Source organism: Bacteroidales bacterium, assembly GCA_012517825.1.
Taxonomy (GTDB): Bacteria; Bacteroidota; Bacteroidia; order Bacteroidales; family JAAYUG01; genus JAAYUG01.
Genome location: JAAYUG010000173.1, coordinates 1 through 12,671 on the forward strand (window position 1 = coordinate 1; position 12,671 = coordinate 12,671).

Below are 12,671 nucleotides of genomic sequence, written 5' to 3' on the forward strand. Positions count from 1 at the left end.
TGGTTCGAATCCAACCCCCGCTACAACCGGTAAAGCCAGTGACGAAAGTCTCTGGCTTTTTTCTTTCTGAGAGCTGCCAGATCCCATCTGAGCAGATCGAAGAAAGAAAAAAGACAAAGGGATGCGAAGCAGACCTGGCTTAACCGGTGGTAAGCATCCCCAAAAAAAACTGACATTCTCATTCACGATGTGGTGTAAATTGTAACCAGTCCACTTCAAACAGGTTTTCTCCTTTTCCGTAGAATCTCAGCCATACCGCATGGACACCTTCTGTTGCCCTGACAGGAGCTGCAACAACTGTCCAACCTCCTGTATAGGCAGGAACTTCTGCCTGTGCCACAGACCTTCCCCACGGCTGATCCACTGCCACATCGATAATGCCTCCCGAACCGACAGACCGGACCCTGAAGAGCACGGAATCAACTCCTTTTCCAAAATCAATATATTTATATGCGGCTTTATCGTCATTCCTGATTCCTGCAAGAACCTCATTGGAAGGACTCTCCATAACAATACGGGTATTCCCGAAAAGAAGACAGGCTCTTTCCGCATCAATCAGTCTTTTTGCCGTCAGAGGCGGGCCGGCACCCTGGGAAGTCATCTCCACCTCATTGATGGTACCGTCATCATTAAAGGTAATCGGCTCAACGCATGCCTTCCGCATGGTATTGGAGGCATGGGTTGACCGGTGATAAAAAACATACCATTTGCCGTTGAATTGAACAATGCTGCCGTGGTTGTTCCATACAGCAGGATCACAGTGGTCATTGTCGATGATGACCCCTCCGTAATGGTATGGGCCCCATACATTTGAGGCCATGGCATACCCTAGGCAGGTGGGACGATTTGCCCTGCCCATGTGTGCATAGATAAAGTAATATATGCCGTTACGCTTAATAAGGTACCCCCCTTCGTGAAAAAAATGTTCCTTTTCTGTCACAATTCCATCCCTGATGGTAGTTTCATCAATTTCGTCCATGCCGGGTTTCAGTTTCGCCATTTTGGCCGAAAACTGACCCCAGACATAATAAGCCTGCCCGTCATCATCAATAAATACAGCAGGATCAATCTCCCGCAGAACAGAAGCATTCATTACCCTGCCCTTTCGGAAAGGTCCGAGAGGAGAAAGGGAAGTAGCTACACCTTCTGTGTTTTCAAATGAAGCAAGGCAGTAATACAGGTAATACACCCCATCTTTATAAGCGCAGTCAGGTGCATACAAAAGGGCATCGCTGTAAGGAATTTCATCTCCTGAACCCTTTGAAGCAAACACATTCTCGGCAATTTGCCAGCTTCTTAAGTCTTCCGACCAGAGAACATCATGCCTCCATGAGCAATAATAGAAAGGGCTTTCATCCCGGGAACCATAAACATAAATTCTGCCGTCAGACCATACCTTAGCTGATGGATCGGCAATATACACTCCGGGGGGAACAATGGGATTCTGGGAAAAAACGCCCTGGTTCAATGAAATCTGAATCAACAACTGAGAAATAAAAAGACCGGTAAAATAGCGCGATAGGATAGTTTTTGCATGCATGGAAGAAACCTGTTTATTGCCCGAAGATCGTAATTAAAATCATCATGGCAAAATATACCATACCGAACACTGTCCGTCATTTCGCGCTGGCCAATACCCTTTTCTGATTCTATGGCATCAGACGCTAAGACCCCACCTCTACGTATTTCAGCTTATAAGTATTGTACGTATCACTTTACGTAATTTCCTGTATTGACAGCATGGAATAACAGGAATATATTTGCCGGAACTCCAGTTGCCGTAAAACCCTTCGGCAAAAGCAACCTGAAACAGAACCATATGACTCCATTACGCGACCATCCGGCAAAAAGTATACTGAAAGCTATCAGCTGGCGTATCATCGGGACGATTGACACAATGGTCATATCCTATCTTCTCACAGGCAGGCTGGTAATTGCATTGTCCATAGGATCAATAGAAGTTTTCACTAAAATGATTCTCTATTATTTCCATGAACGTGCCTGGGAATACTTTCCGCAACAAAAATTGCGTTTCCCTTTTCTTTTTTCTGGATTTTTCAGATTCATTCAAAGAGCAAAATCATGATACAGGAAAACATCGGGGGCGAAAGACTCACCGACATTCTCTCGGAACAATATAAAAATGCTCAGCCGGAAACCATTCTGAAAGAACTGACAGAACGTTATCCCGGTCAGGTGGTATTTTCCACAAGTTTCGGGCTGGAAGACCAGGTGATTACCGATATGATATCGGCTTCCGGACTTGCGGTAAAAGTTTTTACCATTGATACCGGCCGGTTATTTCCTGAAACATATAAAACCTGGCAGCGGACTCTTGAGAAATATACTGTGTCAATAAAGGTGTATTATCCCGAACAAAACCTGCTGGAACAGATGCTGAGCCGGAAAGGGCCATTCAGTTTTTACGAGTCAAAAGAAAACCGGATCGAATGTTGCCATATCAGAAAGGTTCTTCCTTTACAGCGGGCACTACTGGGGGAGAAAATCTGGGTTACCGGTTTGCGGGCAGAACAATCGGAAAGCCGCAAAGGTCAGGCTCTGTTTCAATGGGATAGCGGACATCAGATAATAAAATACAATCCTTTGTTCACCTGGTCAACAGAAGATGTGCGCAGGTATATCATCTCCCGGAATGTTCCCTATAACTCCCTTCACGACAAAGGATTTCCCAGTATAGGTTGTCAACCCTGCACACGAGCCATCAGGGAAGGGGAGGATTTCCGGGCAGGACGCTGGTGGTGGGAAAGCAATTCTTCAAAAGAATGCGGACTCCATACAGTCTCTGCATGAGTTTCAGAAGGAATAACATGTTAACCTGAAAAAGAATATGAATAAAAGGGACCAAATGGAAATAGCAGTACCGACCGGCCATCTGACCGAACTGGAAGATGAAGCCATCTATGTACTGAGGGAGGTTGCCGCGCAATTTGAGCGGGCCGTTATTCTTTTCTCCGGCGGAAAAGACAGTATTGTTCTTGTGCATCTGGCGATGAAGGCTTTTTACCCTGCCCTGCCTCCGTTTTCCATGCTGCATATTGATACCGGTCATAATTTTCAGGAAACGTTAGAATTCCGTGACGCACTGGCCCGAAAAACCGGTTTGCCTTTGTTCGTAAGATATGTTGAAGACAGCATCAGACAGGGAAAGGTAAAAGACGAAACCGGCTACAATGCCAGCCGGAATGTACTGCAAACAGTCACTCTTCTTGACGCAATTGAAGAGCTGCACATAGATGCCGCCATTGGTGGAGGCAGGCGGGATGAAGAAAAGGCCCGTGCCAAAGAACGTTTTTTCTCCCACCGGAATGAATTCGGACAATGGGATCCCCGGAACCAGAGGCCGGAGCTCTGGAATATTTTTAACGGCCGGAAAAACCCCGGTGAACATTTTCGCGTTTTTCCCATCAGCAACTGGACAGAACTGGATGTGTGGCTCTATATCATGAAGGAAGAAATTCCCGTTCCTTCGCTTTATTTTACGCATCGCCGGGAAGTATTTTTCCGTGACGGAATCTGGCTGGCCAATGCTCCCTTTATGACCCGTAAAAACTCTGAGACCATTGAGATACGTGATGTCAGATGCCGCACCATCGGCGATATTACCTGCACGGGATTAACCCTTTCCAGGGCTTCTACCGTCGAAGAAATTGTGCAGGAAATAGCTGCATCGCGTGTTACCGAGCGCGGTGGCAGATACGACGACAAACGGTCGGAAGCCGCCATGGAAGATAGAAAAAGGGAAGGCTATTTTTAAATAACCTGTCCCGAATGTTTGTTCCCTTAATTCCCAGTAGAACCTATAGTTTAAAAACTCCCAACCATTCCGAAAATGAACAGTATGAACCAATATCATCCTTCCCCAATGCCCTTGTTAAGGTTTACCACGGCAGGCAGTGTAGATGACGGAAAAAGCACCCTCATCGGACGACTTCTTTTTGACAGCAAGTCCATCTTTGAAGATCAACTCGATGCGATCGCCCTGGCCAGTAAACGGCGCGGCGAAAGCCAGATCAACCTGAGCCTTCTTACTGACGGACTGCGGGCGGAAAGGGAACAGGGCATCACAATCGATGTGGCTTACCGGTATTTTTCCACTCCCCGCAGAAAATTCATTATTGCCGATACCCCGGGGCACTTTCAGTACACCCGCAACATGGTAACAGGAGCTTCAACGGCTCACCTCGCCCTGATCCTGGTTGATGCCCGGAACGGCATCGTCGAACAAACCATCCGCCATACCTTCATCGCATCCCTTCTTGGCATACAACACGTCCTTGTTTGCATCAATAAAATGGATCTGGTCAATTACGAAGAAGGCGTTTACCTGAAAATCCTGTCTGCATTCCAGAAAATTATCAGGCGGCTGGGATTAAAAGATGTGCAGTTTATTCCCATAAGCGCCCTGCAGGGCGATAATATCGTGGAGAAATCATCCAACATGCCATGGTATGCAGGAAAAACCCTGCTGGAAGTTCTGGAAGAAACCCCGGCTGAAAATGCAGGTTCAGAAAGAGGACGCTTTCCTGTACAATATGTTATACGCCCTGATCAGCAAAAATTCCCCGATTTCCGCGGCTATGCAGGCCGTGTTTCGGGTGGCAGGTTCTATAAAAACCAAAAAGTGACCGTTTTACCTTCCGGCATGAAAGCAACCATTCTGACTGTCAGAAAAGGAACCCATGAAATGGAAACTGCTTTCAACGGCAGTTCTGTCATCATCAGCCTTGATAAGGATATTGACATCGGAAGAGGCAGTCTTATTGTGCCCGAGCAGGATCTGCCACACAACAGTTCCTCCCTTCAGGCAATGATCTCCTGGTTCAGCGAGGCACCAATGAATCCGAATGCCCGGTATTTGCTGATGCATGTTACCGGTACATACAAATGCCGCATCGAAGAAATTCTTTCCGTAACGGACATGAATACTCTTGATGAAAAGCAAGGCCGCCCTCTCGAAATGAATGATATCGGCAAAGTTCAGTTAAAGCTGGCTAAACCATTGTTTTTTGACCCGTACAAGGAAAACCGTACTACCGGAAGTTTTATCCTTATCGACGAGGTTACCAATGCAACCGTTGCTGCCGGTATGATTGAAGGCTGACTTCACCGGCAAAATCCATCAGGAGATTCACACCGAAACGATAAAAATCATACATTTATCGTCCGGAATAAAATCGAATTGTATGAAGAAGATTTCGGTGATGTTGCTTGCCTGGATTTTTTGTGCATTTGCCCTATCGGGCCAGCCTGCCCAGCCTTATAGTTTTCCTTCGGTTCCCGGTTACCATACCCTGTTGTGTGATTTCCATATCCACACAGTTTTTTCTGACGGACTTGTTTGGCCAACCATCCGGGTTGATGAGGCTCTTCGCGAAGGGCTTGATGCCATAGCCATTACGGATCATCTGGAATACACTCCCCACGACAGGGACATTCCGGCCGTTGATTTTAACCGTTCATACGAAATAGCAGCCGAATACGGATCCGAAAAAGGCCTTATTGTTATTCATGGTTCTGAAATTACACGCGATATGCCTCCCGGCCATCTGAATGCCCTTTTTCTTTCCAACAGCAACGCCCTGAAAAAAGATGATCCGCTGGAGGCAATCCGCGAAGCAAAAAAGCAAGGGGCATGGATTTTCTGGAACCATCCCATGTGGACTGCCCAGAAACCGGACGGCATGGCTGAACTGACACCTCTTCATAAACAGCTTCTGAAAGAAAATCTGTTTGACGGGATTGAAGTTGTAAATGATTACAATTTCTCCGACGAAGCCTTTGAAATTGCTCTGAAAAACAATCTCACCATTCTGGCCAATTCCGATATTCACGGGATGATTGAATGGAGCTTCCCGGAGCCCCAAACAGGCCACCGGCCCATTACTCTTGTTTTTGCCCGTGAAAAGTCGGCAGATGCCATCAGAGAAGCTCTGGAAAACCATCGTACCGTCATATGGCATGCCCAACTTCTCGCCGGTACTCAGGAATTCCTTGAACCCCTGATCAAAGCCTCTCTTGTTGTCGAATCGGCAGTTTATGAGCCAAAGACCTCCGTTGTTTCCGTAACATTGAGCAATAAAAGCAGCCAGGATTTGTTCATCGAAAACATCGGCAGGTTTACCCTGCATAACACAGGGCCCTTCTTTAAAATCAAAGCCGGTGAAAAATATGTTGTGGAAGTGAAGACCATTTCAAATCTCAGCCAGTTTGAGCTTCCTCTCAGGATATTGAACGCTTATATTGCTCCGGGGAAGAATCTCAGACTAAGTTATCTGATCAGCCCGGAAAAATAGTTTTACGTAATGATCCTTATCCGCGAAGCCACGGAAGCTGACAACGAAGCCCTGCAACAGCTGAACAGGGAAGCCCCTATGCGCGGAAACCTCACCATTCGCGTGGAAAGGATCCCTGATTTTTTTGCCATCAACCGGAGAATTGGCCCGTTTAAAACGATGGTAGCTGAAACCGGAGGACGAATTGCCGGTGTGCTCACCATAGCCAGGCATCCTGCCGTTCTGGAAGGTAAAGTTCAGGAGATCGGAGTAATTCGTGATATTAAAATTCACCCCGATTTTCGCGGGTCAACGGCCCTGTTCCGCCTGCTGTATACCTTTCTGCAGTATGCCCTCAACCAGAAATGGAATATCCTGTATGCCACAGCCCTGAAAGGAAATGCAAGGGTCATCAGCCTCATGGGAGGCAGGGCCGGCCTTCCCTCCCTGGTGCCGGCAGGACATTTTATTCAGTTTAATTTCTTTCCTAAAAGACGGTATAAAGGAACAACCCGCTATCAGATTATAACAGAGGAACCGTCTGACGATTTACTTGCTTTTTTCAACGCATGGTATAGCCGGTACAAGTTCGGTCCGGTTATTTCGGCCGAATCCCTGCACGACTCTGTTGTGCTCTCCGCATGGAAAAACAATGTGCGGCATGCCTCCATTGTTCTGCAGGATGTTTCCAATTTCCGGCAGAACGTGGTCGAAGACTGGTCATTTACTACCGGCCTGGTAATCCGCCTCTGGCAGTTTTTCCATATGTTCCTCCCTCTGCCCCTTCCTCCCCGGAAAGGAAAACCTTTACGGTGCTTGTATGTTCGTTATTTTGCGGCTACCGAAGGTACTGCCTGTGCTCTGGCATCCCTGATGACCAGAGCACGTAAAATGGCCTGGGATGGCAGGTACACCTTTTTGTCAGCAGGTCTACATTACCGCGATCCGTTGCTGAAAATTTTCAGAAAACACCCGTCAATTCCCGCCAGGCTATATGCTTTCATCCTGAGCCTGGAAGATAACAATGCATCCGCCAGGTGCATTTCCGGGGACATTCTTTTCAATGATTTTACCCTGATATAACCTGCATTGCGCTTTAATTGCGCAATGTGTCAAAGGAGATGCTTTCATTTCGTTTCAGCGGGGTTAAGCCGGATTCCTGCACGTAAGAGCCACCAACTCAGCATCAGGTCGCTTAAAATTCCTGATGCGTAATCCGTGATAAATCGTTTTAGGCCTTCAAACTGGCGACAAAAAGAAGTAAATCATACCATCCCTTCCAGCACAGTAACTTCTCCGGAAGCAACCCTCCCAAGGGCGTCCACTGCTTTCATAGAGTATTTGTGCGGTTCTCTGTCCTGAAGGGATTCTTCATAAATGAACGGATCATTCGTTATCTGCGGAGCAAAGGGTATTCCAGCAACTTTTTGCCCATCCCGCCAGAGTTCATACGAAGTGATGGGCGCATCACCGGCATAGGCTGTATGCCACTTCGCACGCACCAGCCTTTTCCCGTCCCTGTTTTCCTGTTCTACCGAGAAGGCCGAAGGCGGGGTAAGCCCGTTATATTCCATCTGAAAGTAATTGGTCTTCCCGTCTTTTACCCTGGCAGTCATTTTTTCAATTTCAATCCGGTCTGACTCTGACAATCCATCCGGAGCAATCTGGGCAGAAGCCATATTCTGCTCAATCTGGCATTCTTCGGGGTTGTTGCTGATTTGTCCTATTCCGATGATGGCAGTATGAACACCCGGTGTGGTAAGAGCGTATCGAATCAGCGATGTGGGGTTCAGATCCCGGTTGCGGGCAAACCGAACCACCTCATGCGGGCCTTGTGTCCAATGGGCAGGCTTGGTGTACATGGCTCCGTCGGCAAAAACCTTCATGGCAATGATTCCCATATTTTTTGCTCTTGCTACCGGTATAACATTGTATTGCATGTTGAACATCAGCTTGTCGTTGGGATTGATGGCTACCAGCATGGCATCCAGCAGATTCTCCCTGTCGCGCCGGATCATTTCCATCATCACCGCCGGATTATAATGCCCCGAGAAGCCAATATGGCGGATCAGTTTTTCTTCTTTCGGATTGAGTCCTGTACGATTGGTTCCATCACGAAAGTCCCGCAAAACAGCCAGAGCACCAATGCGTTCAGCTTTCGGGTCAGGGTCATCATATCCCGTATACAAAGCATCTACTTCCTGAATGGAAGTTAAGCTGTGAATAAGAATCATATCCAGATAGGCATCGGGAGGGTAATACCCTTTCCCGTCACCGAAGATCTGAGTGAGCGACCGCCGGATATCATCTGCTGTATGAGAACCTGGTGTACCGTTTGTCCAGTTGCTTACCCCCTCAACATTGTCTTCTCCTTTTCCCCACCGCAGATGGGTTTTGGTAGTGAGGAAAATGGAACGGCGCGCCTTTTCGCTGTAATTGGAAAGACCCGGCACCAGCCCCAGAATGCGGAAGGCTTCTCCGTAATGTTCCTGACTGCGCGCATAAAGATTCGATGTGTCAAAGTAATTGACTCCTTTACGGTAAGCCTTTACAATGATTTCTGACGGAGTTATCCCTTCAGGAGTCCATTGAATGGAAGCCTGCCCTCCCAGACCCAACGTTGTGGCTTCAAAACCCGTCCGGCCTAACATGCGCTTCATCGGCTTTCCGGCTACCTCAGCCCGAAACCCGACAGCAGGAAGAATCATTACCGACGCAGCTCCTGCAGCAGTGGTGCGAAGAAACTGCCTTCGGGTAAACGAAGGATTGTCCGGTTTTTTCATTGGTTAAGAATTTGGTTGATGTTTGTTCTTAAAATTACAACAATTAAACGAATATTTTGTTGAATTACCATACCCTATTTTAACCCGCACACGGCATGAACATTCATTTTAAAATCATTTCTTATCTTCGAAAAAAATTTATGTATGTCATCCGACCCTCAAAAACCTTTCATTCTGATTGTCAGTGATTCTGCTGAACAAGCCGGCCGGCTAACAAAACTGCTGAAGGAACGATACAATACCGAAATGGCTCTCTCCCGCGAAGAAGCTCTTCAGAAAATCAAACTGCATCCTGATATTATTCTCACCTCCTCGCACGATTCAGTACAGGCGGCAATTGGCTTTTGCGAGGCGTTTAAAAAATCGCATTCAACCGAAAAAATTCCCCGGCTTCTTTTAATCCCTTCAGAGAAAGAGCACTCCTCTCCTCTTCCCGAAGAGATAGCTGATATCGTTCTCAATGAACCTTTTTCACCCGCTGAACTTTGGTCTGCTTTAAATGTCCTGCTCCGGATGAAAACAACAGAACAAACCCTCAGAGCCAATACCATTCAGAATTTAATTTTCCTGAATTCTACCCCAACTCTGGTTTTCCTGAAGGATGAATCATTCAGGTACCTATGGACAAATGAAGCATACGAAAAATTTCTCGGAAAAAAACGAAAGGATATCATTGGCAAAACAGATTCTGAACTTATGCCCGAGTCTCTGGCCAGTCAGTGCAGAAAATCAGATGAGGAGGCCAGTCGAAAGGGGAAAATGGTTTCCTTTCTCGAGCATTATGGTGAAAAATGGTATGAAACGCTTAAATTTCCTGTTCCCCTGGCAAAGGGGAAAACCGGCATTGGAGGTTTTATCAGGGATGTTACCTCCTTCAAAACGACAGAGGAAGAACTGAAAGCCAGGGAATCTCTGTTCCGCACATCCCTTTACAGCATTGGCGATGCTGTTATCACAACCAACCGGCAGGGGAAAATAATGCATATGAATCCCGTAGCGGAAGAGCTTACAGGATGGAAAGAGGCTGACGCCAGGGGCAGAGAAATAGAAGAAATCTTTCGCATCGTAAACGAAGAAACCCGCCTGCCGGTCGAAAATCCGGTGGAAAGAGTGCTCAGGGAAGGCATTGTGGTAGGACTGGCCAATCATACCATTCTGCTGTCAAAAGATGGCAGGGAGATTCCTGTTGCCGACAGCGGAGCTCCCATCCGCAGCGACGAAAACGATATTCTGGGTGTTGTCCTGGTCTTCAGGGATCAGACCAATGAAAGAAATTTTCAAAGGGAGATTCAAATACGGGAGATGAAAATCAGGGAATCACAACTGCTGCTGAAAGAAATTCTTGACACAATTCCCGTGCGGGTTTTCTGGAAAGACAGAAATTCGGTTTATCTGGGCTGCAACAAACCTTTTGCCACCGACGCCGGACTGGAAAAACCGGAAAACCTGATCGGCAAAACCGATTTCGACATGGGCTGGGTGCAACAGGCCGAGCTTTACCGCCGCGACGACAAAGAGGTAATAGAAAGCGGAATCCCTAAACTTCAGTACGAAGAACCTCAGACTACCCCTGATGGAGGTACCATCTGGCTAAAAACCAGTAAAATACCCTTGCGGAATACAGCAAACGAAATCATCGGAGTACTGGGCACATACGAGGACATTACGGAACGGAAAAAAACCGAACTGGCCTTGCAGCAGTCAGAGAGCAACTTCCGACACACCCTGGATGAATCGCCCTTTGGCATCCGGATTGTTTCCTCTGACGGAACAACAAAGTATGTCAACCAGGAATTTTTAAACGTATTTGGGTTCGGGTCCTTTAATGAATACCTGGATACCCCGATCAAAAGCTATTACACGGAAAAATCCCTTCTGGAACATGAACAGCGAAAACTGGCAAGGAAATCCAACCAATACGCTCAGGAAGAGTATGAAGTGGAAATTATCCGTAAAGACGGGAAACCGCGCATCCTGCAGGTGTACCGCAAAGGAGTTTTCTGGGACGGTTCTTTGCATGAACTGGTCATCTACCAGGACATAACCTCCAGAAAGCAGGCCGAGGAAAAACTCCGCCTGCTGGGAACATCCGTCGAACAAAGCCCGGTTTGCATATTCATTGCCAACCGGTATGGAAGAATCGAATATGTCAATCCGGCATTTTCATTAATCACCGGGTATTCCCGCGAAGAAGTACTCGGAATGAATCCGCGGATTCTGAAGTCTGGGTACCATGATAAATCATTCTATAAAAACTTATGGGACACCATTTTATCAGGGAAAGACTGGGTGGGCGAATTTTATAACAAGAAAAAGAACGGCCAGCTATACTGGGAAAGTACCATTATTTCGCCCGTTGCCGACGAAAGCGGAACCATTACGCATTTCGTGGCCATCAAGGAAGATATAACCACTCAAAAGAAAATAACCGAAGAACTTATCCGGGCCAAAGAAAAGGCCGAAGAAAGCGACCGGCTGAAATCCGCCTTTCTGGCGAACCTTTCGCACGAAATCCGTACCCCGATGAATGCCATCATGGGCTTCAGTCAGTTGCTGGAAGGAGAATCCTATAGCCAGGAAAAGAAACATGAGTTTGTGGAAATTATCCAGAAAAGCGGGCAGTATCTGCTGTCGGTAATTGACGACATCATTGAAATCTCACGGATTGAAACCCGGCAGATTACACCTGCCCTTACCAGGGTGGATATTAACCAGCTGATGCACTCACTCCATAAAAGATTACAGATTACCATCCCCGAAGAAAAAGACATCAGGCTGGTATGCGAATCAGACGACCCGGAAAAAAATGTCTTCATTGAAACCGACGAGGTTAAACTCCAGCAGATACTGACAAATCTCATATCCAACGGAATCAAATATACCGAAGAGGGATACGTGAAATTCGGTTACCGCATTGAAGAAAACAAGGGAATAGAGTTTTATGTCGAAGATACCGGCATCGGCATCGACCCGAAATACCACAACAGAATCTTTGACCGTTTCGGCCGGGTGGAAGGAGATGTGGCGGTACGCAAAGGAGGTCTCGGCCTGGGACTGGCCATTGCAAAAGCCTATACCGAACTGCTGGGAGGGACAATCCGCGTTGAATCGGAACCAGAAAAAGGCTCTATGTTTACCGTTTTCTTACCCTGCAAAATACATTCCGAAAGCATCAGGAAAGAACCAGGCAAACATCTTTCTCAATCAGCAGGTGAAATACAGTTGAAAATTCTTATTGCAGAAGACGATGATATTAATTTCTTCTATCTGCGGGAATTATTTACCCCGGAAAGGTTTACTGTTCTTCGCGCTTCCACAGGCAGGGAAGCCGTGGATATATGCCTGCAAAACAACGATATTGACCTGGTGCTGATGGATATTAAAATGCCCGGAATGAGCGGGACCGAAGCGCTGAAGGAAATCAGAAAAAAATGCCCTTCCCTGCCGGTAATTGCGCAAACCGCCTACGCTATGTCGGGCGATGAGCAGCGCATCCTTGCAGAAGGTTTCGATGGGTACATTGCGAAACCCTTAACTTATGATCACCTTATGGGAACAATTGAAACGGTACTTAAAAAGAAAAACCTGCTGTGAG

10 protein-coding genes are annotated in these 12,671 nt (G+C 46.9%); 7 read left to right on the top strand and 3 right to left on the bottom strand.

The genetic code is table 11. The annotated features are described in order from the left end of the window. Positions 1 to 20: 20 nt before the first annotated feature. Together GX419_12045 and GX419_12050 are read right to left on the bottom strand one after the other, a co-directional pair. On the bottom strand, positions 21 to 176 hold the full coding sequence (locus tag GX419_12045) for a hypothetical protein (GenBank protein ID NLI25424.1): 156 nt from the start codon (positions 174 to 176) through the stop codon (positions 21 to 23). Between the two features lie 2 nt (positions 177 to 178). After that, the gene (locus GX419_12050) at positions 179 to 1,540 is read right to left on the bottom strand and encodes a family 43 glycosylhydrolase (protein NLI25425.1); all 1,362 of its coding nucleotides are present in this window, start codon (positions 1,538 to 1,540) and stop codon (positions 179 to 181) included. A 279-nt stretch (positions 1,541 to 1,819) separates the two neighbouring features. Between GX419_12050 and GX419_12055 the strand changes: the two genes are divergently transcribed. The 6 genes from GX419_12055 to GX419_12080 all read left to right on the top strand — a co-directional run bounded on the left by GX419_12055 (position 1,820) and on the right by GX419_12080 (position 7,376). Next, positions 1,820 to 2,086 (top strand): DUF2061 domain-containing protein, encoded by a 267-nt coding sequence (locus GX419_12055; GenBank protein NLI25426.1) that lies wholly within the window; start codon positions 1,820 to 1,822, stop codon positions 2,084 to 2,086. Next, positions 2,083 to 2,811, top strand: coding sequence for a phosphoadenylyl-sulfate reductase (locus tag GX419_12060; GenBank protein ID NLI25427.1), 729 nt, complete (start codon positions 2,083 to 2,085; stop codon positions 2,809 to 2,811). The genes GX419_12055 and GX419_12060 overlap by 4 nt, the downstream gene beginning before the upstream one ends. A gap of 55 nt (positions 2,812 to 2,866) precedes the next feature. Continuing rightward, positions 2,867 to 3,775, top strand: a complete 909-nt coding sequence (gene cysD, locus GX419_12065; protein ID NLI25428.1) for a sulfate adenylyltransferase subunit CysD — start codon at positions 2,867 to 2,869, stop codon at positions 3,773 to 3,775. Between the two features lie 84 nt (positions 3,776 to 3,859). Next, a complete protein-coding gene (locus tag GX419_12070) occupies positions 3,860 to 5,122 on the top strand; it encodes a sulfate adenylyltransferase (GenBank protein NLI25429.1) in 1,263 nt (420 codons plus the stop codon). A gap of 82 nt (positions 5,123 to 5,204) precedes the next feature. Next, positions 5,205 to 6,314 carry a PHP domain-containing protein gene (locus GX419_12075; GenBank protein NLI25430.1) on the top strand — a complete coding sequence of 370 codons (1,110 nt, stop codon included), beginning with the start codon at positions 5,205 to 5,207 and terminating at the stop codon, positions 6,312 to 6,314. Positions 6,315 to 6,323: 9 nt separating this feature from the next. Then, a complete protein-coding gene (locus GX419_12080) occupies positions 6,324 to 7,376 on the top strand; it encodes a hypothetical protein (GenBank protein ID NLI25431.1) in 1,053 nt (350 codons plus the stop codon). Between the two features lie 182 nt (positions 7,377 to 7,558). Here GX419_12080 and GX419_12085 read toward each other — a convergent pair whose 3' ends face one another. Further along, complete coding sequence (locus GX419_12085; protein ID NLI25432.1) at positions 7,559 to 9,076, bottom strand: aldo/keto reductase; 1,518 nt, start codon at positions 9,074 to 9,076, stop codon at positions 7,559 to 7,561. A gap of 144 nt (positions 9,077 to 9,220) precedes the next feature. On the opposite strand from GX419_12085, the gene GX419_12090 reads away from it, so the two are divergent. Then, on the top strand, positions 9,221 to 12,670 hold the full coding sequence (locus tag GX419_12090) for a PAS domain S-box protein (protein ID NLI25433.1): 3,450 nt from the start codon (positions 9,221 to 9,223) through the stop codon (positions 12,668 to 12,670). The last annotated feature ends 1 nt before the right edge of the window (position 12,671 follow it).